Source organism: Mycolicibacterium duvalii, assembly GCF_010726645.1.
GTDB classification, from domain to species: Bacteria; Actinomycetota; Actinomycetes; order Mycobacteriales; family Mycobacteriaceae; genus Mycobacterium; species Mycobacterium duvalii.
This window is the reverse complement of record NZ_AP022563.1, coordinates 3,113,073-3,136,631: the sequence shown is the minus strand read 5'-3', so window position 1 is coordinate 3,136,631 and position 23,559 is coordinate 3,113,073. Positions and strand designations below refer to the sequence as shown.

Genomic DNA, 23,559 nt, shown 5'->3' with positions numbered 1-23,559 from the left:
GCTTCACCGGACGCGGCCCCGCTGGCAGGCTGAACGGGTGAGCGCGCGCGGCGACAACGGGTGCGGTGGGCGTGCGCCGGCGCGACCTCCTGTGGCGCGAGCCGGAGCCCCATCGCATGCTCTTTGACGTCCTCCGCCTGGGAGAAGGCCGGGTCATCAAGCAGCTCACCGGGATCGCCGACTACGTCGAGGACCTGTCAGCCCTGTGCGAAACCCTGACCGACGCCGAACTGCGCGCCAAGACCGACGAGCTGCGGAGGCGGATCGCCGGCGGCGCCCCGCTCGATCTCCTGCTGCCCGAGGGGTTCGCTGTGGCGCGGGAGGCGGCGTGGCGGGTGCTCGGCCTGCGTCCCTATCCCGTCCAGGTGATGGGCGGTGCCGCTCTGCACTTCGGCAACATCGCCGAGATGATGACCGGTGAGGGGAAGACTCTGGCGTGCGTGATGCCCGCCTACCTCAACGCGCTGGCCGGCGACGGGGTCCACATCGTCACCGTCAACGACTACCTGGCCAAGCGCGACGCCGAACAGATGGGGCGGGTGCACCGATTCCTGGGTCTGCGCGCCGCCGTCATCCTGTCGGAGATGGAGCCCCCCGAGCGACGGGCCGCGTACGCCGCCGACATCACCTACGGCACCAACAACGAATTCGGTTTCGACTACCTGCGCGACAACATGGCGCACCACCGGGAAGACCGCGTCCAGCGCGGCCACCACTACGCCATCGTCGACGAGGTCGACTCCATCCTCATCGACGAGGCGCGCACCCCGCTGATCATCTCCGGGCCGGCCGACGATGCGTCCCAGTGGTACGTGGAGTTCGCGCGCCTCGCCGCGCTGATGACCGCCGACACTCATTACGAGGTCGATGTCCGCAAGCGCGTCGTCGGTGTCCTCGAGGCCGGTGTCGCGTACGTCGAGGACCAGCTCGGCGTCGGCAATCTGTACGAGGTCGCCAACTCGGCACTGGTCAGCCACCTCAACAATGCGTTACGGGCAAAGGCGCTGTTTCACCGTGACAAGGACTACATCGTCACCGACGACGGCGAAGTGCTGATCGTCGACGAGTTCACCGGTCGGGTGCTGATCGGCCGCCGCTGCAACGAGGGTCTGCACCAGGCCATCGAGGCGAAAGAGGGGGTGGAGATCAAGCCCGAGAATCAGACGCTGGCCACCGTCACGCTGCAGAACTACTTCCGCATCTATCACAAGCTCGCCGGGATGACCGGCACCGCACAGACCGAGGCCGCCGAGTTCCGGGACATCTATCGCCTGGGGGTCATCACGATTCCCCCGAACGCGCCGATGATCCGCCGTGACGCGGCCGATGTGATCTACAAGTCCGAGCTCGCGAAGTTCGACGCCGTGGTCGACGACATCGCGACCCGGTATACCGCTGGGCAACCCGTGCTGATCGGCACCACCAGTGTCGAGAAGTCGGAGTACCTGTCCGGCCGGCTCACCGGGCGGGGTGTCCCGCATACGGTGCTCAATGCCAAGCATCTCGAACAGGAGGCGGCGATCGTCGCCGAGGGCGGCCGTGTCGGTGCAGTCACTGTGGCCACCGACATGGCCGGCCGCGGCACCGACATCATGCTCGGTGGCAACGTCGACTTCCTCACCGACAAGCGGCTGCGGGGCCGCGGCCTGGATCCGGTGCAGACCCCCGACGGGTACGAGGCCGCCTGGCGGGTGGAGCGTCCGCGGGTCAAAGACGAATCTGCCAGGGAGGCAGCGCAAGTCAGGGCCCTGGGCGGGCTCTACGTGCTGGGCACCGAACGTCACGAAGCCCGCCGCATCGACAACCAGCTCCGGGGCCGGTCGGGCCGCCAGGGCGACCCGGGCGAGACCCGGTTCTACCTCTCGCTCGGGGACGACCTGATGCGGCGGTTCAGCACCGTGAACCTGGACAAGTTGATGACACGACTGAGGATGCCCGACGCCGAACCGATCAGCGCCAACGTCGTCACCCGGGCGATCGTCAGCGCCCAAGCCCAGGTCGAGCAACAGAACTTCGAGACCCGCAAGAACATCGTCAGATACGACGAGGTGATGGATCAGCAGCGCAAGGTGGTCTACGGCGCCCGGTCACGGATCCTCGACGGCGAGAACCTAGCGCCCCACATCCGCGACATGATGCTCGAGGTGGTCACCGCCTACGTCACTGAGGGAACCGTCGAGCGGCGGGCCGCGCACTGGGATCTCGAGGCGCTGTGGGCAGCCCTGGCGCAGCTCTATCCGACTACTCTGCACCGTGATTCGCTGCTGAGGAGCCGATGGACGCGCAAGGCGCTGCTGCGCGCGGTGGTCGACGATGCGCAGGCAGCGTTGCAGCGGCGCGAAATCGAGATCCGGGAGCGGCTCGGGGAGAAGACGATGCGCCGACTCGAACGTGACCTTCTGCTCGACAGCATCGACGGAAAGTGGCGTGAGCACCTCTACGAGATGGACTACCTCAAAGAAGGAATCGGGTTGCGCGCGATGGCCCAGCGCGATCCCGTCGTCGAATACCACGCCGAGGGGTACAACATGTTCGTGCGCATGGTCGAGGCCGTGAAGGAACAGTTCATCCGGTCGCTGTTTCACGCCGACCTCGCGGGAGGGCTACCCCTTGGCGGCGATCACCGTGCCGGTGGCGCCGCTGACGGCGACCGGCGTCCCCTGCGGACCGTAGATCCCGTCGTGTGAGCCGGCGAAGAAATCGGTGATCCATCCCGCGGTGATGGTTTGCAGCGCAGCGGCGTTCTGCGGCAGCGATACCCCGCAGCCGACCATGCCCAGCGCGTCGGAGCTGGCGCCCTCGGCGTCGATGTGGCTGCCACCGTCGAGCCGGATGGCGACGAACGAATCCGGTGCGGCGTCGATGATCTCGACGGTGTTGTCGCCCCAGTCGTTCCACGCGCAGGGTGCCGCGGAGATCATCGCGACCGGGACGGCGTGGGCGCCGGTCAGCTTGGCCAAGCCCGCGGTGGCGTCACCATCGCTGAACGGGTCGAACATGACGACGCCCTTGAGGTCACCCGCCGCGCCGGCATCGGTCAGGTAACCGGCGGCCACGGCGACGAGTTTGCCGCCGGCGGAATGGCCGGCGAGCACGAACTGCTGCGGCAGCGGCACGGCACGCCCGGCCGCGGCGGCGGCACTGGCCGCCAGTTCGGCGCGGTCCCCGGCGAACAGCGCCGTGACGGCTTCGGCGACCCGGGTCCCCGCGACGTTGTAGCGGGCAAGGACTTCCGACGCGAAGGTCGGGGTGACCACGATGCTGTTGGTCCGATCAGCTAGGTGCTGAGCCAGCGCCGACACGTAGATGTCGCTGCGCCAGGCGCCGTGCTGCAGATAGATCAGCCCGACCGGCCCGTCGGCGCGGTTAGGGAAGTACCACGTTGCCTCCACGGTGAATCCATCGGTGTCCGGCAGGACCAGGGCGGAGCGTCCCATTGTGACCACGCCGTCGACCGCCGGCATCGACCGCAGGGTCTGGTCCACCGCATCGATCACATAGACCTGCCCGTCCGGGCCCAACGCCAGTGTGTGCGCGCCCGATTCGGGCGCGGTGTCGATCTGGGTGAGGCTCACACGGTGGCTGGCGGTGTCGATCACCGCCACCATGTCGCTGCTCAAGGCCGCATACACCCGGCTGCCGTCGGGGCTGACGGCCACCGACGTCGGCGAGCAGCCCACGAAGATCGACTGGGTCCCCGCGGCATTGGGGTCGGTGTCGACCACGCGGTAGGTGCCGGCGGCGGCGTCGACGTCGATCACCGACACGGTGTCGCCGGCGGTGTTGGCCACGTACACCTGGCAGCCGTCGGGCGCCACCGCCAGCGCGCTGGGCGAGGAACCCACCCGGACCCTGGTGGAGAAGAAGCTGGGGTTGGCGTCGACCGTTCGGTAGGTGGTGGTGTTGACGACCGACACCGAATTGCTGCCGGTGTTGGCCACATACAGCCGGGTGCCGTCGGCGCTGAGGGCCAACGCGCTGGGGTAGGCCCCGACCCTGATCCGGGTGGCGAACAGACTCGGATTGGCGTCGACTGCCTTGTTGGTGGCGGTGTCGATGACCGACACGCTGTGGCCGTTCTTGTTGGCCACATACAGTCGGGCGCCGTCGGGGCTCACGGCCAGCCCGGTCGGATGGGAGCCCACCCGGACCGTGGTCACCACGGTATTGGTGGCGGTGTCGATGACCGCGACCTTGCCGAGAAAGCTCTTGAGGGTGACATAGGCGCGGGTGCCGTCGGGGGTGACGGCGACAGCGGTCGCCGAGCCGCCGACCGGGATCGTGGCCACCACGCTGCCGGTGGTGCGGTCGACGACCGTCACGGTCTTGTCGACCTGGTTGGCCACGTAGACCAGCGGAAGGACCGGGTGGGCCGCCACCTGCTGCGGATTGCGGCCCACCGCGATGGACTCGACCGTCAACTCGCTCGCCGCGTCGGCGGGGTAGGTGGAGCTGTGCACGACCAGCCGGCCCGCCTCGTCGGAGTCGGTGGGGCTGAGCGCGACATGGACCTCGTCGGCGGCGCCGTCCGAACCGGTGAGCACCAGGCTGGTGCCCGCGCCGGCGGCCGGGTCCGGGGCGACGCTGACCTGCACGGTGGTGGCGTCGCCGCGGGGGTCGCTGACGGTGACGGTGAAGTTGTCCGGCAGGTCGGTGGGCGCGGTGTCCGGAGCCACCGTGCTTGAGGAGTAGGTGAAGGTGGCGTCGGGGGCGATGGTGACGGTGCCGTCGGCGGGGCCGCCGGTGACCTGGAAGGTCGGGCTGTCGGCGGCCGGGCCGACCGTGCTGTCCACCGGGCCCAGGCCCAGCGTGTCCAATAGCCCGGTGACCGTGCCGGTGCCCGAGGTGGTTGCGACGGGTTCGGCCGGGCTTCGTCGGCCTCGGCCGTCGACTCGTCACTCACCTCGGATGACGTTGCCATGTCGTCGGTTTGGTCGGACGGCTCGGAGGTCCGCGCGTCGTCGGAGTCCTCGGCCGCGGTATCGCTGGACTCGCCGGTGTCGGACTCGGTGGCGCTGGACTCGGTGGCGCTGGTCGACGTCGAGGAGTCCGACTCGGTGGGCTCTGCCGAGGCGACCGCCGACTGACCGGCCAACGCCGCCCCCACGCCCAGTGCGGCGGCCAGCACCCCCACCAGGCCGAGGTACTCGACGTAGTGCAGCGCCCCGTGCTCCTCGGCAGGGTCACGGCGCGCGGCGGGCGCGCCTTGCGGCGCCCATCTACTCGCCTGCGCGCGCCGCACCGGCGCGTGGACGGGTGGCAGCCCGGGCGCCGCGTACACCAACGCGCCCGGCTCGGCATGGACCAACGTCCACGTCAGCGGTCGCCCGCCTGTGTGGTTTTCAGACGCAGCGGTCGCGGTCATCACTGTCCCCCGTTGAGAATCGACCCTTGATCAAATGAGCAAACTCAGTGAACGACACCGTTCATGCCCTCAGCTAGGGACGTAAGTCCCCCATGCAGAGCGTTTCTGTGCTGCGGAGAATCAGGACGGCAGGGCCGCGCTACATTTCGGCAATGCCGCAAGCCCAAGCTTCGGCGGACTCGGCGGCTCTCAGTCCGCGGAGACGGTGATGAAGACGATGGCGCTGTCTTTCCATCCGGGGTTGACGCTGTCGGCCACGGTGTAGCCGAGGGTGGTGAGTCCGGTGAAGCCGGCTCTCGGAGTGAAGACCCACGTGTTGCCGACGACGGTGACCGTGCCGCCGAGGGGTTGGGCCGAGAACACCGGCGCGCCCAGTGCGTTACCGGTGTAGGTCACGTCGTTGGCAGTGGCCGCCGGGCTCAGCGTGGTGGTGACGTTCGCGGAGACCCAGTAGAAGTCGTTGGTGGCGGCGATCGGGTCGCTGACGGTGAGGGTGACCTGCGCGGGGAGGGACACCACCGTCGGGTCTGCGCTGTCGGCGACCGTGTAGACGAAGCTGTCCACTCCGTTGAAATTTGTGTTGGGCGTGTAGATCAGCGTCCCGTTGGTCTCGGTGAGCGTGCCGTTGACCGGTTGGCTGAGCACGCTGATCGCCCCGACTTCGTTGCCGGCGGCGGTCCCGTCGTTTCTGGTGATCGTCGGCGTCAGGGTCAACGGTTCGTTGGTGAATACCCGGAGGTTGTCATCGTTGGCGAAGACGGGTAGGGAGTCGACGACGATCAGCGTCACGGTCGCCGGGTTGGACACGATGTTCGGGTATCCGCTGTCGGCGACGGTGTAGGTGAACGAGTCGATCCCGGTGTAGTCGTCGAACGGGCTGTAGGTCAGGACTCCGTCGCGCTCGATGATCGTGCCGTGGGTCGGGGCGGTGACGATGCTGATGGCGCCCAGTCGCTCGCTGATCGTGTTGGTGTCGTTGGCGGTGATCGCGGGCAACAGGCGGGTCGCGAAGTTGCCGGACAGCACCGTGTAGACGTCGTTGCGCGCGAGGATCGGGCTGTACGGGGAGACGGTGAGGGTCACGGTGGCCGGCACGGACACCTTTGCGGGGTCGACGCTGTCGGCCACGGTGTAGGTGAAGGTGTCGGTTCCGCTGTAGCCGGCGTTGGGCGTGTAGGTGAATGTGCCGCCGACGTTGGTGAGCGTTCCGTTCGCAGGTCCGTCGGTGATCGTGATGGCGCCCAACGGATTTCCCAGATCCGAGGTGTCGTTGACGGTGAGCCCGGGTGTGAGCGCGGTGGGGGTGTCGAAGGGGATCGTGAACGCATCGTCGGTGGCGAGGATCGGGTTGTACGCGATGACGGTGAGCGTCACGGTCGCGGTGTTGGACTCCAGGGTGGAGTCCACGCTGTCGCCCACCGTATAGGTGAAGCTGTCGGCCCCCACATAGCCGGCGGTGGGTGTGTAGGTCAGGGTGCCGCCGGTCTGGGTCAGCGTGCCGTTGCTCGGACCGTCGACGATGGTGATCGCGCCCAGCGGCCGGGACAGGTCGCTGGTGTCGTTGGCGGTCGGGGTGAGCACGGTCGCTCTGCCGAGGATGGCGTACGCGTCGTCGACGGCCGTGAGCGGGTTGTACGGGACGACGGTGATGACGACGGTCGCGACATTGGAGACGACGTCGGAGTTGAACATGTCGGGGACCGTGTAGGTGAAGCTGTCGGTTCCCAGGAAGCCGTCCCAGGACCGGTAGGTGAGCACGCCGTTGTCGTCGAACAGTTGACCGTTTTTCGGCCCGGTCAGGATGGTGATCGGGCCGAAGGGCCGGTCGAGGACCGTGGTGTCGTTGGCGGTCACGGCCGGGGTGAGCGCGACCGCCGCGCCGCTGACCGCGGTGTACGCGTCGTCGTTGGCGACGATCGGGCGCACGACGTTGATGGTGACCGTCGCGGTGTTGGACACCACCGTGGGGTCCGAGCTGTCCGCGACCACGTAGGTGAACGTGTCGGTTCCCACGAAGTCGTCCAGCGAGCTGTAGGTCCACCTGCCGAGCGTCTCGAACAGGCGGCCGTTCGCCGGCCCGGCGACGATGGTGACGCGGCCCAGCGGGCTGGTCAGTTCGGTGGTGTCGTTGGCGGTCGGGGACACGTCGATGTTGTCGCCCGGAAGGCCGGTGTAGACATCGTCGTTCGCGGTGATCGGACTCGCGACCGCGTCGACTGTCACGGTGACGGTGGCGGTGTTGCCGGCCAGGTCGCTGTCGAAGACGGTGTAGGTGAAGGTGTCGGTGCCGTGATAGTTGGTGACCGGGGTGTAGGTGAAGGAGCCGTCGGGATTCAGGACCAGGGTGCCGTGGTCGGGGTGGTCGACGACGATGGCCGTCAAGGGGGTGTCGTCCGGGTCGCTGGCGTCCGGGTCGCTGTCGTTGGCCAGGACGCCCCCGGCGACGGCCACGATCAACGGGGTGTTCTGTGCGGTCGCATACGTGTCGGCGTAGGCGACCGGCGCGTCGTTGACGGCCGTGACGGTGATGGTGACCGTGACGGTGTTGCTGTGTTCGGTGCCGTCGACGGCGCGGTAGGTGAAGGAGTCGGTGCCGTGGAAGTCGGGGGCCGGCGTGTAGATCCATGCACCGGCGTCCGGTCCGTCGTTGATCTCGGTGAGCGTGCCATGGCCGGGCGCGGTGACCAGTTCGCGCCCCAGCCCGTCCTCGTCGGGGTCGGTGTCGTTGTCCAGGACATCGAGGGTCACCGGGGTGTCTTCGGCGGTGGTGAACGCGTCGGGGACGGCGGTCGGGGTGTCGTTGACATTGCTCACGTTGACGGTCACCGTGGCGGTCGAGGTGGCGCCGGCGCTGTCGATGGTCGTGTAGGTGAAGCTGTCGGTGCCGCGGAAGTCAGGGTTCGGGGTGTAGAGCACCGAGGTGCCGTTGTTGACCACGGTGCCGTTGGCCCCGTCGGTGACGGCGTGCACGGTGTGGGTGTCATCGGTGTCGTGGTCGGTGTCGTTGGCCAGCACGTCGATGTGGTTGGCGTGGGTGTCCTCGGCGATGCTGACGGTGTCCGCAGCGGCAACGGGCGCATCGTTGACCGGCGTGACGGTGATCGCCACCTTCCCGATGTCGGTGAGGTCACCGTCGGAGAGGGTGTAGGTGAATTCGTCTGTGCCGTGGAAGTGGGCGTTCGGGGTGTAGGTGTAGGTCCCGGTGGGGCCGACCACGACGGTGCCATTGGTCGGCCCGGTGGCCAGGGCAGCAGACCGCGCGGCGGCCGGAGTGTCGACGTCGTTGTCGTTGTCCAGGAGATGGCCTGAGACGGCGGTGTCCTCGGCAGTGGTGACGGCGTCATCGACGGCCACCGGGGCGTCGTTGACGGCGGTGACGGTGACGTTCACCTGACCGGTGTGGGCGTGCCCGCCGCCCGCGAAGAAGCCGGATAGGCCGTGGATGTGCCACGGGCTGCCCGCATCGGAGACGCGATAGGTGAAGGAGTCGGTGCCGAAGAAATCACCGTCGGGCGTGTAGGTGATGGTGCCGTCGGCGTTGAGCACCACCGTCCCGTGCTCGGGCTGGGTCAGTCTCGTCACGGTCAGGACGTCGCCGTCGGCGTCGATGTCGTTGGCCAGCACCGGAATCGTGGTGGCGAGGCCTTCGGAGGTGGTGACCTCGTCGACCACCGCGTTGGGGGTGCGGTTGAAGAAGGTTCGCTGGATCTCGCGTCTGACCCAACCCAGCAGGGCGAACAGGGTCAACGGGGGCCGCGCCGGGGCGGTCGGCGCCGGTGCGATGAACGGCGCCAGCAGCATGCTGACAGCCGTGGCCGCGATGTTGAAGATCGCTCCGGGCGCCCCCAGGGTCGCCTCCACCGGTCCGACGGGCTGACGCTTCAGTGGCGCAGGCGCGGCCGGAATCGTCGCTGAAACAAGCTCGTGCTCTGTGGTGGCAGTGCTGGGGGCCGACCGCCGATCACCCGTTGTTCCGACATCGTCCGCGTTCTGCGCGGAGAACAGCGGTGTGTGCACGCGTTCGGTGGCGGACGCGTCGGGGTTGGCGTAGCGCGAATCATCTTGCCGCGCAGGCGTCGACACCGTGGCGTGTGCTCGGGCCGCGCGTCGCGGAGCCGGTTCGGGTGCCGGTGCTTGACTGTCGATTTCGTCGACGGGGTCCTCGTCGACGGTCATCGGCGCGTCGACACTGGTGTCCTCGGACGGGGAGTCCGCTTCGACGAGGTCGACGTCCGACTCGTCGGACTCGAGATCCCCGCGGTCGGTGGAGGGCATCGGCGCGTCCCGGGACGGGGCCGGCGGGTTCGACCGGGCATCGATCGAGGGACGCTTCCCGGTCTCGTCCGCGGCGGCGATGCCGAGTCCGATGCCATGGCCGGTGGCGACCGCCGCCCCGATTCCGAGCGACACCGCTAACGCGCCAACGCGACCTACGTACTGGGCATACCCCATGAGAATCCGTCCGCCCTTGCGGCGGACGTTCTGCCGCCGGTGAACGCTCATCGTCACACGAGAGCGGCAAAGTCGTACCGAAACGAGCTAACTAATTTTCGGACGTGTCAAGATCGGCTTCACCTGCATCGAGTCGGCACAGGAATTCATTCGGCCGCGCCACCAGTCGGAGACAGCAATCCGACAACGTGCGACTCGGGACCGCCGGTGGGTGGACAATCCGGTTACGCCGTCGGCCGCCAGAAGCCCTGGAACCCCTGGTTGAGGTTCGTCGTGCGGACCGGCGACAGCTGCACCGGGTCACCGGCCTCGATCATGGTGCCGTCGCCGACGATCATCGCGACGTGGCCGTCCCACACCGCCAGGTCACCCGGCCGCAGGTCGGCGGCGGCTACCGCGGTGCCGATGTCCTGCTCCTGCGCCAGCCGCGGAATATCCAGTCCCGCTTGGTCATACGCCCACTGGGTCAGGCCGCTGCAGTCCAGCCCGACACCCGGCGTCGTCCCGCCCCACTGGTACGGCACGCCGAGCTGGGTCAACGCGTGGCGCACCGCCGACGCCGCAACCGGGTTGGGCGCCATCACCACCGAGCCGTCGGGCAGCCGCACCGCCACCCCCTCCCCGAACGTCGCCGCGTCGGGCGTCTCGACACCCTCCGGTCGGGTGAAGCTCGCCAGTTCGGCCAGCCCGCCGCCTGAGCCCGGGGGCGCCCCGCCCGAGGGTGCGCCGCCCAGCGGAATGCCCCCGGACGGAGCACCGCCGCCGGCCGCCGGAGCGCCGCCCGACCACCCCGCCGGTGCGGTGGACGGTGGCGCCGGGCCATCGGCCGCGACGGCCGTGGCGTGGGCGTCGAGTTCGGCCTGTAGTTCCTCGACGATCGCGATGGCCCGGGCCAGCGCGTCGCGGGCCTCGGTCAGCAGCCGCTTGGCCATCCCGGGCGACTCCAGCTGTGGTTCCAGCGCGCCGGCCTTGGCTTCGAACTCGTCGACCAGGTCCTGCAGCCGGCGACGGGCCCGGGCGACCGCGGCAGCGGCTTGATCGGCGGTGCTGCCCAACCGGCCCGCCCGCTCGGCCGCCCCGTCGATCGCGGCCGCGGTGGACGCGGCGAACTCGGCGGCGGCGTCCGCACCCGCACCGGACCAGCCGGCGTCGGCGGCCCGCCAAGCCCGGTCGGCGTCACCGGCGATGCCGGCGAGCATGTCGCGCACCCCGCCCAGTACCGCGGCGGGGTCGGCGGACGGGTCACCGGACCAGCCGGGCCCGACCAGCGCCTGCACCTGGCGGATCGGCGCCGACAACGCGCTGACCAGCGGGCTGGGGGTCACCAGAGCCCTGCCACCCGCGCGCCCGCATCGGCGTCGGAACTCTCGTAGGCCGTCGCCGCGCCGGTCGCCGCGTCGCGGGCACCGGCCAGCGAGCCGCTCAGCGCGACGAGCGCCGTCGCCTCCCCGGCAGCGGCCCGGGTCAGCGCCGCGGTGAACCGCGCGCCCACCGGTCCGAGTGCCGCGGCCGCGCTGCTGCCGACGCCGCCGAGCCGGTGTGCCACGTCGTGCAGGTCGGCGGCGTGCCCCGACGAGTTGGCGCCGTAGGTGCGGACGGAATCGGTGTCGACGGACAAGCGCGCGAACATACCGTTAGGACGCGGCGAATCCGCGATCGGTTCCCGTTAGGGTTCACGGTCATGGACGTGCGCGTTGTCGACCACCCGCTGGCCGCGGCGCGGCTGACCACCCTGCGCGACGAGCGCACCGACAACGCCGCATTCCGTGCCGCGCTGCGCGACCTGACGCTGATGCTGGTCTACGAGGCCACCCGGCAGCTGCCCGTCGACATCGTCGCGGTGCGCACCCCGCTGGTCGAGACCGCCGGCACCCGGCTGGCCAACCCGCCGCTGCTGGTCCCGGTGCTGCGGGCCGGACTGGGCATGGTCGACCAGGCCCACGCGCTGATCCCGGAGGCCCGGGTCGGGTTCGTCGGGGTGGCCCGCAACGAGGAGACGCACCAGCCGACGCCGTACCTGGAGTCGCTGCCCGACGACCTCAGCCGCCAACCGGTGATCGTGCTGGACCCGATGCTGGCCACCGGCGGTTCGATGGTGCACACACTGGAGTTGCTCTATGCCCGCGACGCCGTCGACGTCACCGCGATCTGTGTCGTGGTCGCCCCGGACGGAATCGCCGCGGTCGACAAGGTGGCGCCCGATCTGCGGCTGTTCACCGCGGCCATCGACTCCGGGCTCAACGAATTCGCCTACATCGTGCCCGGTCTGGGCGACGCCGGGGACCGTCAGTTCGGTCCGCGCTGACCCCAGGTGCGCACGTCCGCGGCGACTGCGGCCTGCTGTGCGGCGGCCCGGGCCCGTGCCGGCTCGAGCTCGCCGCTGCAGCGGATCTCGATGTAGCACTTGAGTTTCGGCTCGGTGCCCGACGGGCGCACCACCACCCGGACCGATGCGGTGTCGTCGCCGCTGGTGAACACCAGCGCGTCGGTGCGCGGCTGAAGATCGGTCACGTGCAGCGCCACCCCGGCCACCTCGGTGGGTGGGGCCGCCCGCAGCCGGGCCATCACCGCCGCGGCCTGCTCCGGGGTGTTCACCCTGCGGGTGACCGCGGTGGTGGTGTGCACGCCGTGGCGTCGGGCGAGGTCGTCGAGCGCGTCGAGAACGGTGCGGCCCTGCCGGCGCAGCGCCACCACGAGGTCGCAGGCCAGCACCGCGGCGCTGATTCCGTCCTTGTCGCGCACCGCGTCCGGGTCCACGCAGTGCCCGATGGCCTCCTCGTAGGCGTAGACCAGCGTGCCCTCGCCGTCGGCGTCGGCGCGGGCCAGCCACTTGAAGCCGGTCAGCGTCTCGACATGGCGGGCGCCGTGGACGGCCGCGATCGAGGCCAGCATCCGCGACGACACCACCGTGCTGGCCACCACCGCCTGGTCGAGACCGGCGGACAGCACGTAATCGCCGAGTAGCCAGCCGGTTTCGTCACCGCTGAGCAGTCGCCACCCGTCGGGGGTGGGGACGGCGACGGCGCACCGGTCGGCGTCGGGGTCCAGCGCGATGCCGATGTCGGCGTCGACCTCGGCAGCCAGCGCCAGCAGCGCATCGACCGCGCCGGGTTCCTCCGGGTTCGGAAACGCCACCGTCGGGAAGTCCGGGTCCGGCGCGAACTGCTCCGGCACGACGTGCACGTCGTCGAATCCCGCCAACGCCAACGCATCACAGGCGAAGTCGCCGCCGACCCCGTGCAGCGGGGTCAGCGCCACCCGCAGCGACCCGGCAGTGCGGCGCACCGACGCCGCGCGTTCGACGTAGGCGCGCACCAGCTCCGCACCCGATGCCGCCACCCGGGTGCGGGCGATCTCGTCGGCGAACGGTGCTGCGGCAATCCGGGTTTCGATCTCCTGGTCGGTCGGCGAGACGATCTGCAGGCCGCCGGACAGATACACCTTGTAGCCGTTGTCGGTCGGCGGATTGTGCGACGCGGTGATCTGCACCCCGGCCACCGCCCCGGTCGCCCGTACCGCGTAGGCAACCGCCGGCGTCGGCACCGGGGCGAACATCAGCGTCACCGCGAAGCCCTGTGCGGCAAGCACTTCGGCGGCGGCGCGGCCGAACTCGGCCGAGCGGTGCCGCGCGTCGTAACCCACCACCACCGCCGCGCCGGCCGGCGACCGGTCGAGCAGCACCCGGCCCAGCGCCCACGTCGCCCGCAGCACCACCGCCAGGTTCATCCCGTTGGGTCCGGCGCGCAACGGTCCCCGCAGCCCGGCCGTGCCGAACGTCAGCGTCCCGGCGAACCGGTCGGCGAGCTCGGCCTCGCTGCACGCGGCGAGTTCGGCCGCGGCGCCGGGGTCGGGGTCGTGCGCCAGCCACTCCTGGACCGAGATCATCACCGCAGGGTATCCAGGACGGATGCGACACATCGCCCGATGGCTGGTGCTGGCCGCGGTGACCGCCGCCGCCTCGGTCGGTCTGGCGTTGCTGGGGGTGCCGTCGGCGGCGTTGTTCGCCGCTCTGGTGGTCGGTATCGGGTTCGCGCTGACCTCGCCGACCCCGGCCCGTGTCGCGCGCCCGCTCGGCCTGGCCGCCCAGGGCGTGCTCGGGGTCTACATCGGCACCATGGTGCAACCCGACGCGCTGTCGGCGCTGGGCGACGATTGGCCGATGGTGGCGGCGGTGGCCGTCGCGACGCTGGGCTTGAGCGTCATCGCCGGTGTGCTGCTCGGCCTGCACCGCGACGTCAACGCGCTGACCGGGGCGCTGGCCCTGGTCGCCGGCGGCGCGTCCGGGCTGGTCGCGATCGCGCGCGAGCTGGGTGGCGACGACCGCGTGGTGGCCGTCGTGCAGTACCTGCGGGTCGCACTGATCACCGCGTCGATGCCCGTCGTGGTCACCCTGATCTACCGCGCGGACACCGCGCAGCCCGCGGCCACCGGCCCCGACCGGCACGCCCCCTGGTATCTGAGCCTGGCCCTGCTGGCCGGGCTGGTGCTCATCGGCGGCTACCTGGCCCGCCGGATCCGGCTGCCCGGGGCAGGGCTGCTCGGCCCGCTCGCGCTGACCGTGGCGCTGGAGCTCAGCGGATACTCCTTCGGGCTGGCCGTGCCGACGATCCTGGTGCAGGCCGGCTACGCGCTGATCGGCTGGCAGGCCGGACTGGCGTTCACCCGGGAGTCGCTGCGCGCGGTCGGGCGGTTGCTACCGCTGGCCGTGGCGCTGATCCTGGCGCTGGGCGTGGTGACCGCGGGCCTGGGCGTGGTGCTCTCCCAGGTCACCGGGGTGACCCTGCTGGACGGCTACCTGGCCACCAGCCCGGGCGGGGTGTACGCGGTGCTCGCCACCGCCGCCGACACCGGCGCCAATGTCACGTTCATCATCGCCGCGCAGGTGGTGCGGATCCTGCTGATGCTGTTCTGCGCGCCGCTGACCGCCCGCGCGGTGGCGCACTGGGGGACGAAGCGGAACTCCATACCCGCCGATAGATGATCGGCTGCGCCGCAATACCATTGGCTCTGAAGTTGGCGAGGACGAAGGACCGGAAGCTGGGTCGGAACAGCAGGCTGGGCAGGAAGGTGCGCACGGCCGGCCAGCTGGCATGATTGACGAGCCGGTAGTCCGCCGGCTCACCGTCCAGCGGTCGCAGCAACGTCGAGTCGGGCAGATCGGTGCGGTGCTGAAACCAGCCCGCGGTGTATTCCCAGATGCGGTACACGCCCTCGGTGTCGTCGCCATGGAAATAGTTGAACAGAAACCAGCGATCGTAGGTGTGGTCGACGTCGGCGATGCGCGCGGCGTTGGCGGCGGCAAGTCGGTACAGGTGCCGCGCGTGTCTGGACATCGTGTCGGCGAGGTCGCGATAGGGACGACTGGTACGGACGGCCTCGACAGCGTCGACGTTGCGGGTCTCGACGAGCACGACGACGTCGTAGCGCGCGGGCCGCACGCCGGCGCGGTGCAACAGGGCCGTCCCCTCGCCGGGAGGCCGCAACGCCGCGCGAAACGCAGTCACCTCGGTGACGTCTTCGTTGCGCCGCAGCTGCTCGCACAGCGCGCCCAATTGCCGGGTCAACCGGCGTCGGCGGCCGGAGGGAACCGGAAGAGGTCCGGCCCATGCGCCGGTTTCGGCGGCCAGGACGAGATAGCCGCGGGCGGTGGGTGCTGTGAGGTCGGCGACGACGGCCATGTCCTGCCTGAGGAGTTTCACGACTCGCTCCTTATCTTCGAACACTGTGCCAACAACTGTTGGCCAACGCTTGTTGACAACGGTAGAAGGGCGGCGGCCGGAAGTCAACACCTGTTGGCCTACACTTGTTGACATGAGACGGTCGGCCGCTGCAACGAAGAACGTCATCCTCGCCGCCGCCCGGGAGCGGTTCGCCGCCGACGGCTACGAACGCGCCACCATCCGAGCCATCGCCGCCGATGCCGGCATCGATCCCTCGATGGTCATGCGGTATTTCGGCAACAAGGAAGGCCTCTTCGCCGCCGCCGCGGAGTTCGATCTGGAATTGCCCGATCTCAGCGAGGTGGCCCCCGATCAGCTCGGCGCGGCGCTGGCCCGACACTTCGTCGAGCGCTGGGAACGCGACGAGGCACTGTTGATCCTGCTGCGCTCGGGGGTCACCAATGACGCTGTGGCCGAACGGATGCGTACGATCTTCGCCGCGCAACTGGCGCCGGTGGTGGCCAAAGCGATCGGCGATCCGGGTCAGGCCCCGGTGCGGGCCAGTCTGGCTGCCTCCCAGGTGCTCGGCCTGGCGCTGTGTCGCTACGTACTGGCCTTCCCCCCGCTGGCGGACCTGACGAGGGCCGAACTCGTCGATTGGGTCGCCCCGACCCTGCAGCGCTATCTGGCCGGATGACGGCTCAGAGCCGGGCGATGACCGACGCCAGCAACGACCCCATCCGCGTCGCGGACTGACGTCCGGCCTCGAGCACCTCGGCGTGGCTGAGCGGCTCGCCGGTCATCCCGGCCGCCAGATTGGTCACCAGCGAGACCCCGAGCACCTCGGCGCCGGACTCGCGGGCGGCGATCGTCTCGTGCACCGTCGACATCCCGACCAGGTCCGCGCCCAGCGTGCGCAGCATCCGGATCTCGGCCGGGGTCTCGTACTGCGGCCCGGGCAGACCCGCATAGACGCCGTCGGCCAGCGTCGGGTCGATCGCGCGGGCCACCTCGCGCAGCCGCGGCGAGTACGCGTCGACCATGTCGACGAACCGGGCACCCACCAGCGGGGAGCGCCCGGTCAGGTTCAGGTGGTCGCTGATCAGCACCGGTTGCCCGACGGTGAAGTCGGTGCGCAGCCCGCCCGCGGCGTTGGTCAGCACCACGGTGTGGGCCCCGGCCGCGCACGCGGTGCGCACCGGGTGCACCACGTGGCGCAGGTCGTGGCCCTCGTAGGCATGGATCCGGCCCAGCAGCACCAGCACCCGGTGCGTACCGACCTGCAGCGAGAGCACCTGACCGGTGTGGCCCTGCGCGCTGGGCGGGGTGAACCCGGGCAGGTCGGCCATCGCGACGACCGCGGCCGGCGCCCCGAGCTGGGCGGCCGCCGGCGCCCAGCCGGAGCCGAGCACGACGGCGACGTCGTGGCGGTCGACGCCGGTGGCCTGCGCCAGCGCGGCGGCCGCCTCCGCGGCGAGTGCATCCACGAAAGGGCAGCCTAGTTCGGCGGCGCGCATGCAGTGAGATACTGGCCTCCATGCCCTCCGCCGCCGCGTCGACTCGTGTCGAAGATGCCGTCTACCGGCGCCGCGGCGACCTGATCGAGCTGTCGCACGCCATTCATGCCGAACCCGAGCTGGCGTTCGCCGAACACCGCAGCTGCGCCAAGACCCAGGCCCTGGTCGCCGAACGGGGCTTTTCCGTCCGCCCGGTGGCCGGCCTGGACACCGCGTTCCGCGCCGACTACGGCAGCGGTCCGCTGGTCATCGGGATCTGCGCCGAGTACGACGCGCTGCCCGAGATCGGGCACGCCTGCGGGCACAACGTCATCGCCGCGTCGGCGGTCGGCACCGCGCTGGCGCTGGCCGAGGTGGCCGATGACCTCGGGCTGACGGTGGTGCTGCTCGGCACCCCCGCCGAGGAGGAGGGCGGCGGCAAGGTGCTGATGCTCGAGGCCGGGGTCTTCGACGACATCGCCGCGACCGTGATGCTGCACCCCGGCCCGATCGACATCGCCGCCGCGCGGTCGCTGGCGCTGTCGGAGGTGCGGATCCGCTACACCGGCCGGGAGTCGCACGCCGCGGTCGCGCCCTATCTCGGGGTCAACGCCGCCGACGCGGTCACCGTCGCGCAGGTGGCCGTCGGGCTGGCCCGTCAGCAGCTGGCCCCGGGGCAGATGGTGCACGGCATCGTCACCGACGGCGGTCAGGCCGCCAACGTCATCCCGGCGCGCGCCGAGCTGCGCTACACGATGCGCGCGACGGACTCGGAATCGTTGCGGGCGTTGGAAACCCGGATGTCGGGGTGTTTCGCCGCGGGCGCGGTGGCCACCGGCTGCGAGCACGTCGTGGCCGAGACCGCGCCGGCCTACGCCGAGCTGGCGCCGGACGCGTGGCTGTCGGAGACGCTGCGCACGGAGATGACCCGGCTGGGTCGCAACCCGCTGCCGACCGAGCTGGAGGCCTCGCTGCCACTGGGCAGCACCGACATGGGCAACGTGACCCAGGTGATGCCGGGTATCCACCCGGTGATCGGCGTCGACTCCGCGGGCGCGTCGATCCACCAGCCCGAGTTCGCCGCGGCCGCGGCGTCGCCCAGCGCGGACATCGCGGTGGTCGAGGGCGCGGTGATGCTGGCGCGCACGGTGGTGGCGCTGGCCGAGAGCGCCGAGCAGCGCGACCGGGTGCTGGAGCGGCAGTACCGGCGGGCGTCATGAGCGTGTTGGCGCACGCCGCCGCGCGGTGGCTCTCGGCCCACTACGACGAGATGGTCGGGTGGCGCCGCCACCTGCATCAGCACCCCGAACTGGGTCGGCAGGAGTTCGCGACGACACAGTTCGTCGCGTCGCTGCTGGCCGACGCCGGCCTGAATCCGAAGGTGCTGCCCGGCGGCACCGGGCTGACGTGTGACTTCGGGCCCGACCACGGGCCGCGGGTGGCGTTGCGCGCCGACATGGACGCGCTGCCGATGGACGAGCGCACCGGGGCGCCGTACTCGTCGGTGGTGCCCGGCGCCGCGCACGCGTGCGGCCACGACGCGCACACCGCGGTGCTGCTGGGCGCGGCGATGGCGCTGGCGTCGGCCCCCGAACTGCCGGTCGGGGTGCGGCTGCTGTTCCAGGCCGCCGAGGAACTGATGCCCGGCGGGGCGCTCGACGCGATCGCAGCGGGTGCGCTGTCCGGGGTGTCGCGGATCTTCGCGCTGCACTGCGATCCCCGGCTGGCCGTCGGCAAGGTCGCGGTGCGGCCTGGGCCGATCACCTCGGCCGCCGACCAGATCGAGGTCACACTGCTTTCGCCGGGCGGGCACACCTCGCGCCCGCACCTGACCGGTGACCTGGTCTACGGGCTGGGCACCCTGATCACCGGCGTGCCCGGCGTGTTGTCGCGGCGCATCGACCCGCGCAACAGCACCGTCATGGTGTGGGGTGCGGTCAATGCCGGTGTGGCGGCGAACGCGATCCCGCAGACCGGCACCCTGGCCGGCACCATCCGCACCGCCAGCCGTGACACCTGGCTCACGCTGGAAGACATTGTGCGGGAGACGGTGTCGTCGCTGCTGGCGCCGCTGGGAATCGAGTACAGCGTGCTCTACCGGCGCGGGGTGCCGCCGGTGGTCAACGAAGAGGTGTCCACCCGGATCCTGACCCACGCGATCGAGGCGATCGGCCCCGACGTGCTGGCCGATACCCGGCAGTCCGGTGGAGGAGAAGACTTCTCGTGGTATCTCGAGGAGGTGCCCGGGGCGATGGCACGGTTGGGCGTGTGGAGCGGGCGCGGCCCGCAGCTGGACCTGCACCAGCCGACCTTCGACCTCGACGAACGCGCGCTCGGGGTCGGGGTGCGGTTGCTGGTCAACATCGTCGACCGCGCCGGGGATCTGTAAGCGCGGTCACGCGAGCCCCGGGTTGTCCGCGAAGCGGCCAATTGGCTAGTCTGTCTCAGTAATTTCGTTGTCTTTTCTGCGCAATCTTTGGGTGCGGCAGGGCTCGACCCGACATAAAGGAGTCGCCGGTGGACGGGCACAGGCCGCACTTCTACGGCATCGCCCGGTTCATCCGTCTGGCCTCCATCCCGATCATCCTGATCTGGGTCGGAATAGCCGCGTTCCTCAACGTGTCGGTGCCGCAGCTCGAAGAGGTCGGCAAGCAACGGTCGGTGTCGATGAGCCCCGACGAGGCGCCCGCGGTGATCTCGATGCAGCGCATCGGCGCGGTCTTCGAGGAGTACGAGTCCAACAGCTCGGCGATGATCGTGCTGGAGGGCCAGGAGCCCCTCGGCGACGAGGCCCGGGCCTACTACGCGGACCTGATCGCCGCGCTGGAAGCCGACACCCGACACGTCGAGCACGTGCAGGACCTGTGGAGCGACCCGCTGACCGCCGCGGGCGCCCAGAGCGCGGACGGCAAGGCCACCTACTTCCAGGTCTATCTGGCCGGCAACCAGGGGGAGGCGCTGGCCAACGAGTCGGTGCGCGCGGTCCAGGAGGTGGTGGACAACAGCCAGCCGCCCGAGGGGGTCGAGGCTTACGTCACGGGCCCCTCGGCGCTGGCCGCCGAGCAGGAGGACGCCGGGCACAACAGCATGCGGTTCGTCGAGGCGCTGACGTTCCTGGTCATCACGATCATGCTGCTGCTGTTCTTCCGCTCCATCGTCACCACGCTGCTGATCCTGGTGATGGTCGGGCTGAGCCTGATGACCGTGCGCGGCGCGGTAGCGTTCCTCGGCTATCACGAGATCATCGGGCTCTCGACGTTCGCGACCAGCCTGCTGGTCACGCTGGCGATCGCGATCGCGGTGGATTACGCGATCTTCCTGATCGGCCGCTACCAGGAGGCCAAGGGCAGCGGCGCCACCGCCGAAGAGGCCTACTACACGATGTTCGGCGGCACCGCGCACGTCATCGTCGGCTCGGGTCTGACCATCGCCGGAGCCACGTTCTGCCTGAGCTTCACCCGGCTGCCGTACTTCCAGAGCCTGGGCGTGCCGCTGGCCCTGGGCATGCTGGTGCTCATCGCGGTGGCGATGACGTTCGGGCCCGCGGTGGTCACCGTGGCCAGCAGGTTCGGGCTGCTGGCACCCAAGCGTGCGATGCGCGTGCGCGGATGGCGCAAGATCGGCGCGGCCACCGTGCGCTGGCCCGGCGCGATCCTGGTGGCCAGCGTGGCGGTGTCGCTGATCGGGCTGCTGGCGCTGCCCGGCTACCAGACCAGCTACAACGACCGGATGTATCTGCCCGACGACATCGAGTCCAACATCGGCTACGCCGCCGCCGAACGGCACTTCTCACCGGCCCGGCTCAACCCCGAAGTGCTGATGGTCGAGACCGACCGCGACCTGCGCAACTCGGCCGACTTCATCGTCATCGAGAAGGTCGCCAAGGCGCTGTTCGCCGTCGAGGGCATCGGCCAGGTGCAGACCATCACCCGCCCCGACGGCACGCCGATCGAGGGCACCACGATCCCGTACGCGATGAGCCGGCAGGGCGGCACGCAGGACCTCAACGAGAAGTACATGTCCGACCGGATGGACGACATGCTCGTCCAGGCCGACGAACTGCAGACCACCATCAACACGATGAGCGAGATGCAGGCGCTGATGACCCAGATGGCCGGGGTCACCCAGAGCATGGTCGCCAAGACCAAGACGATGGCCGCCGACGTCACCCAGCTGCGCGACAACATCGCCAACCTCGACGACTTCCTGCGGCCGCTGCGCAACTACTTCTACTGGGAACCGCACTGCTTCAACATCCCGGTGTGCTGGTCGATCCGCTCGATCTTCGACCTGATCGACGGCACCAACCTGCTCACCGACAACATCCAGGAGCTGGTGCCCGACCTCGAGCGGCTCGCCGAGCTGATGCCGCAGCTGATCGCGCTGATGCCGTCGCAGATCGAGTCGATGCGCTCGCAGCGCGAAATGATGCTGACGATGTACCAGACCCAGAACGGCCAGCAGGAACAGATGGCCGCGCTGCGGGAGGACTCCACCGCGATGGGCGACGCGTTCAACGACGCGTGGAACGCCGACTCGTTCTACCTGCCGCCCGAGGCGTTCGACAACGCCGACTTCCAGCGCGGCATCGAGCAGTTCATCTCACCCAACGGTGAAGCGGTGCGCTTCATCATCGCCCACGAGGGTGACCCGCTGTCCCCGGACGGCATCGCGAAGATCGACGCGCTCAAGACCGCGGCCAAGGAGGCGATCAAGGGCACCCCGTGGGAGGGCGCGGAGATCTACCTCGGCGGCACCGCGGCCACCTTCAAGGACATGGCCGACGGCACCAGCTACGACCTGCTGATCGCCGGGATCGCCGCGATCAGCCTGATCTTCATCATCATGCTGATCCTGACCCGGGCCATCGTCGCGGCCGCGGTGATCGTCGGCACGGTGGTGCTGTCGCTGGGCGCGTCGTTCGGGCTCTCGGTGCTGCTGTGGCAGCACATCCTCGGGATGGAGCTGCACTGGATGGTGCTGCCGATGGCGGTGATCATCCTGCTGGCCGTCGGTGCGGACTACAACCTGCTGGTGGTGGCGCGCCTGAAGGAGGAGATCGGGGCCGGGGTGAGGACCGGCCTGATCCGGACCATGGGCGGCAGCGGGTCGGTGGTGACCGCGGCGGGCATGGTGTTCGCGCTGACCATGATGACGATGGCGGTCAGCGACCTGACGATCATCGGTCAGGTCGGCACCACCATCGGTATGGGGCTGATCTTCGACACCCTGGTGATCCGGTCGTTCATGACCCCGTCGATCGCGGCGCTGCTGGGCCGCTGGTTCTGGTGGCCGCAGCGGGTGCGGACGCGTCCGGTGCCCGCGCCCTGGCCGAAGCCCGACCCGCAACCGGTGACTACGGGCAGCTGATCAGGCGGTCAGCAGTGAGGCGGCGCGCCCGACGTAGACGATGCCGGACGGGTGCGCGGTCGTGGCCGCGGTGACCACCGCCGACGCCACGTCGGTGTGCCCGGTGATCTCCGCCGAGACGACGGTGAAACTGATTCCGGCGTGCGCGAAGTCGTAGCGCATCGTGTAGAGCGCGGTCTCGCCGGCGCGCTGGCTCGCGGCGATCCCGGCGTAGCCCTTCGGCACCGCCTTGTGCGGGTAGAAGTGCGCCTGGTGGCTGGTGACGAACACGATCCGGGCGCCGCGACGCATCAGCGGCATCGCCAGCCGGGCGAGGCGACGCTGGTCGCCGGAGGCGTTGAGGATGAGGCCGTCGAGGCGGCCGAAGCGGGCCCCGAGGGTGTGGATCATCGCGGTGACGTCGAACTCGTCGTCGAGGTCGGCGGTGATCGTCGAGGCCTGGCCACCGGCGTCCCGGATGGTGCGGGCGACGGTCTCCGCGCGCCGGGCGTCGTCGCGGTGGTGGACGACGACATGGGTGTCGGGGTCTGCGACCTGGGCGGCGACGTCGGCGCCGACGCCGCTCGATGCTCCGGTGACCAGAATGATCCGCTGCGGTGAGGCGAGCATGCCGGGCTCCTTTCCGTGCACTTTGAGCCACGGTACACCCATTTTAAGAAAAATAAGAGCCTCGTAAGGTCACGGTAAGGCGTGGAAGTGGTCGCCCGCCGGCCACATCACTTCGGGGTCACGGCGAACTCGACGACCCGGGTCCCACGTTCTTGGCCGGCCGGGTGCGGAGGTCGTGCACGTAATCGGCTGGCGCCCCGGCGATTTCGGCGGCATCGGCCATCACCCCGAGGTAGCGGGCCGACGGCAGACCGCCCTCCCACGCGTCGACCACATAAAGCCAGGCCAGCGCCGGATCGGTGTCGGTGTCGGAGGACAGGCGCTCCACCCGGCAGCGGATCTTCTTGTGGAAGCCCAGCTCGGAGCCCTCCCACCGGTCGAGGTTCTCCTCGTCCTCCTTGGTCATGTCGTAGAGCACCACGAACACCTTGGACGCCGGGTCCTCGACGACGGTGGCCAGCGCACCCTCCCAGCTCAGGTCCTCGCCGCCGAACGTCAACCGCCAGCCGTGCAGCCAGCCGGTTCCGGCCATCGGGGAATGCGGAGCCCGCTGCAGCATCTGTTCGGGATGCATATTCGATCCGTAGGCGGCGTAGAGCGGCACGCG

17 protein-coding genes are annotated in these 23,559 nt (G+C 69.9%); 8 read left to right on the top strand and 9 right to left on the bottom strand.

The window, feature by feature from the left end; all coding sequences use genetic code 11:
- Positions 1–116: 116 nt before the first annotated feature.
- Positions 117–2,687: a preprotein translocase subunit SecA gene (gene secA, locus G6N31_RS14735; protein ID WP_098005313.1), complete on the top strand. Its 2,571-nt coding sequence runs from the start codon at positions 117–119 to the stop codon at positions 2,685–2,687.
- Here the strand turns inward: secA and G6N31_RS14730 are convergent.
- Entirely contained in the window at positions 2,604–4,793 is a 2,190-nt protein-coding gene (locus G6N31_RS14730; RefSeq protein WP_133117719.1) for a beta-propeller fold lactonase family protein, read from the bottom strand. The two genes, secA and G6N31_RS14730, sit on opposite strands and share 84 nt — an antisense overlap.
- 126 nt (positions 4,794–4,919) lie before the next feature.
- Here G6N31_RS14730 and G6N31_RS14725 point away from each other — a divergent pair, with 126 nt between their 5' ends.
- A complete protein-coding gene (locus G6N31_RS14725; protein ID WP_163722188.1) occupies positions 4,920–5,087 on the top strand; it encodes a hypothetical protein in 168 nt (55 codons plus the stop codon).
- Positions 5,088–5,554: 467 nt separating this feature from the next.
- Here G6N31_RS14725 and G6N31_RS14720 read toward each other — a convergent pair whose 3' ends face one another.
- The 3 genes from G6N31_RS14720 to G6N31_RS14710 all read right to left on the bottom strand — a co-directional run bounded on the left by G6N31_RS14720 (position 5,555) and on the right by G6N31_RS14710 (position 11,435).
- Positions 5,555–9,868, bottom strand: a complete 4,314-nt coding sequence (locus G6N31_RS14720; RefSeq protein WP_133117718.1) for an Ig-like domain-containing protein — start codon at positions 9,866–9,868, stop codon at positions 5,555–5,557.
- Between the two features lie 173 nt (positions 9,869–10,041).
- A complete protein-coding gene (locus tag G6N31_RS14715; RefSeq protein ID WP_098005280.1) occupies positions 10,042–11,142 on the bottom strand; it encodes a C40 family peptidase in 1,101 nt (366 codons plus the stop codon).
- Positions 11,139–11,435 (bottom strand): type VII secretion target, encoded by a 297-nt coding sequence (locus G6N31_RS14710; protein ID WP_234815451.1) that lies wholly within the window; start codon positions 11,433–11,435, stop codon positions 11,139–11,141. Before G6N31_RS14710 ends, G6N31_RS14715 begins: the two co-directional genes overlap by 4 nt.
- 63 nt (positions 11,436–11,498) lie before the next feature.
- On the opposite strand from G6N31_RS14710, the gene upp reads away from it, so the two are divergent.
- Positions 11,499–12,122, top strand: coding sequence for a uracil phosphoribosyltransferase (gene upp, locus G6N31_RS14705; RefSeq protein ID WP_098005278.1), 624 nt, complete (start codon positions 11,499–11,501; stop codon positions 12,120–12,122).
- Here upp and G6N31_RS14700 read toward each other — a convergent pair.
- Entirely contained in the window at positions 12,104–13,702 is a 1,599-nt protein-coding gene (locus G6N31_RS14700) for a phospho-sugar mutase (protein ID WP_098005277.1), read from the bottom strand. The genes upp and G6N31_RS14700 overlap by 19 nt on opposite strands.
- Before the next feature lie 22 nt (positions 13,703–13,724).
- Between G6N31_RS14700 and G6N31_RS14695 the strand changes: the two genes are divergently transcribed.
- Positions 13,725–14,798: an AbrB family protein gene (locus tag G6N31_RS14695; protein ID WP_098005276.1), complete on the top strand. Its 1,074-nt coding sequence runs from the start codon at positions 13,725–13,727 to the stop codon at positions 14,796–14,798.
- Here G6N31_RS14695 and G6N31_RS14690 read toward each other — a convergent pair.
- The gene (locus tag G6N31_RS14690; protein ID WP_244962234.1) at positions 14,686–15,516 is read right to left on the bottom strand and encodes a hypothetical protein; all 831 of its coding nucleotides are present in this window, start codon (positions 15,514–15,516) and stop codon (positions 14,686–14,688) included. The genes G6N31_RS14695 and G6N31_RS14690 overlap by 113 nt on opposite strands.
- Before the next feature lie 112 nt (positions 15,517–15,628).
- On the opposite strand from G6N31_RS14690, the gene G6N31_RS14685 reads away from it, so the two are divergent.
- On the top strand, positions 15,629–16,174 hold the full coding sequence (locus G6N31_RS14685) for a TetR/AcrR family transcriptional regulator (protein ID WP_098005275.1): 546 nt from the start codon (positions 15,629–15,631) through the stop codon (positions 16,172–16,174).
- 4 nt (positions 16,175–16,178) lie between these two features.
- On the opposite strand, the gene G6N31_RS14680 is transcribed toward G6N31_RS14685, so the two are convergent.
- A complete protein-coding gene (locus G6N31_RS14680; RefSeq protein WP_420091184.1) occupies positions 16,179–16,964 on the bottom strand; it encodes a purine-nucleoside phosphorylase in 786 nt (261 codons plus the stop codon).
- Positions 16,965–17,014: 50 nt separating this feature from the next.
- Here G6N31_RS14680 and G6N31_RS14675 point away from each other — a divergent pair, with 50 nt between their 5' ends.
- The 3 genes from G6N31_RS14675 (at position 17,015) to G6N31_RS14665 (ending at position 22,343) form a co-directional block, all read left to right on the top strand.
- Positions 17,015–18,193, top strand: coding sequence for a M20 family metallopeptidase (locus G6N31_RS14675; RefSeq protein WP_098005273.1), 1,179 nt, complete (start codon positions 17,015–17,017; stop codon positions 18,191–18,193).
- Positions 18,190–19,362, top strand: coding sequence for a M20 family metallopeptidase (locus G6N31_RS14670; RefSeq protein ID WP_098005272.1), 1,173 nt, complete (start codon positions 18,190–18,192; stop codon positions 19,360–19,362). The genes G6N31_RS14675 and G6N31_RS14670 overlap by 4 nt, the downstream gene beginning before the upstream one ends.
- Before the next feature lie 128 nt (positions 19,363–19,490).
- On the top strand, positions 19,491–22,343 hold the full coding sequence (locus tag G6N31_RS14665; protein WP_272938769.1) for an MMPL/RND family transporter: 2,853 nt from the start codon (positions 19,491–19,493) through the stop codon (positions 22,341–22,343).
- Here the strand turns inward: G6N31_RS14665 and G6N31_RS14660 are convergent, their stop codons facing one another.
- Together G6N31_RS14660 and G6N31_RS14655 are read right to left on the bottom strand one after the other, a co-directional pair.
- Positions 22,344–22,952 carry an SDR family oxidoreductase gene (locus tag G6N31_RS14660; RefSeq protein ID WP_098005311.1) on the bottom strand — a complete coding sequence of 203 codons (609 nt, stop codon included), beginning with the start codon at positions 22,950–22,952 and terminating at the stop codon, positions 22,344–22,346. It lies immediately after the preceding gene.
- Positions 22,953–23,070: 118 nt separating this feature from the next.
- Positions 23,071–23,556 carry a gamma-glutamylcyclotransferase family protein gene (locus tag G6N31_RS14655; protein ID WP_098005270.1) on the bottom strand — a complete coding sequence of 162 codons (486 nt, stop codon included), beginning with the start codon at positions 23,554–23,556 and terminating at the stop codon, positions 23,071–23,073.
- Positions 23,557–23,559: the final 3 nt, after the last annotated feature.

Bases quoted from the DNA above. Each gene is read 5' to 3' on its own strand.
- secA (WP_098005313.1), top strand. From the start codon at position 117: ATGCTCTTTGACGTCCTCCGCCTGGGAGAAGGCCGGGTCATCAAGCAG.
- G6N31_RS14725 (WP_163722188.1), top strand. From the start codon at position 4,920: ATGTCGTCGGTTTGGTCGGACGGCTCGGAGGTCCGCGCGTCGTCGGAG.
- G6N31_RS14720 (WP_133117718.1), bottom strand. From the start codon at position 9,868: ATGAGCGTTCACCGGCGGCAGAACGTCCGCCGCAAGGGCGGACGGATT.
- upp (WP_098005278.1), top strand. From the start codon at position 11,499: ATGGACGTGCGCGTTGTCGACCACCCGCTGGCCGCGGCGCGGCTGACC.
- G6N31_RS14700 (WP_098005277.1), bottom strand. From the start codon at position 13,702: ATGATCTCGGTCCAGGAGTGGCTGGCGCACGACCCCGACCCCGGCGCC.
- G6N31_RS14695 (WP_098005276.1), top strand. From the start codon at position 13,725: ATGCGACACATCGCCCGATGGCTGGTGCTGGCCGCGGTGACCGCCGCC.
- G6N31_RS14685 (WP_098005275.1), top strand. From the start codon at position 15,629: ATGAGACGGTCGGCCGCTGCAACGAAGAACGTCATCCTCGCCGCCGCC.
- G6N31_RS14675 (WP_098005273.1), top strand. From the start codon at position 17,015: ATGCCCTCCGCCGCCGCGTCGACTCGTGTCGAAGATGCCGTCTACCGG.
- G6N31_RS14670 (WP_098005272.1), top strand. From the start codon at position 18,190: ATGAGCGTGTTGGCGCACGCCGCCGCGCGGTGGCTCTCGGCCCACTAC.
- G6N31_RS14660 (WP_098005311.1), bottom strand. From the start codon at position 22,952: ATGCTCGCCTCACCGCAGCGGATCATTCTGGTCACCGGAGCATCGAGC.